This window comes from Paenibacillus pasadenensis (genome assembly GCF_023715725.1).
Classification (GTDB): domain Bacteria; phylum Bacillota; class Bacilli; order Paenibacillales; family Paenibacillaceae; genus Paenibacillus_O; species Paenibacillus_O pasadenensis_A.
Genome location: NZ_JAMBOT010000058.1, coordinates 1 through 435, shown reverse-complemented (window position 1 = coordinate 435; position 435 = coordinate 1). Strand labels below are relative to the sequence as shown.

Sequence of the window (435 nt, the reverse complement as noted above, 5' to 3'; positions counted from 1 at the left end):
AGGACGGTGTTGCCGACGGCGAGGTCGGAGGTGAAGCCTTCATAGGTTACCGCAACGATTTCGTTGTTGCCGATGACGGATTTATCGGTAGTGAAGGTGAAGGTCTGGCCTGCTTTCAGGGAGACGTCGTTGCCGCCTTCCAGCTTGATGGTACGAATTTCCGGCCCTTTGGTGTCCAGCAGAATAGCGGCTTTCTTACCGGTTTTGCTCATCACATTGCGCAGGTTCTGGATGCGCTGACCGTGTTCCGCATAGTCACCGTGGGAGAAGTTCAGACGCATCACATTCATGCCGGCTTCCAGCATTTTGGTCAGCATCTCTTCAGATTCGGTTTTCGGACCGATGGTGCAAACAATTTTGGTCTTTTTCATGACAGTTTTAGTCTTTAAGTTGTGAAGGATATGGAATTCTCGCTCCGCGGGCGCACTGCCGGGG

1 protein-coding gene is annotated in these 435 nt (G+C 52.4%); it reads right to left on the bottom strand.

Annotated elements, in window-relative coordinates:
- Positions 1-371, bottom strand: a 371-nt coding sequence (locus M3223_RS23940) for a pyruvate kinase (RefSeq protein WP_251566298.1), incomplete at its 3' end; no start/stop codon positions are given.
- Between the last annotated feature and the right edge of the window lie 64 nt (positions 372-435).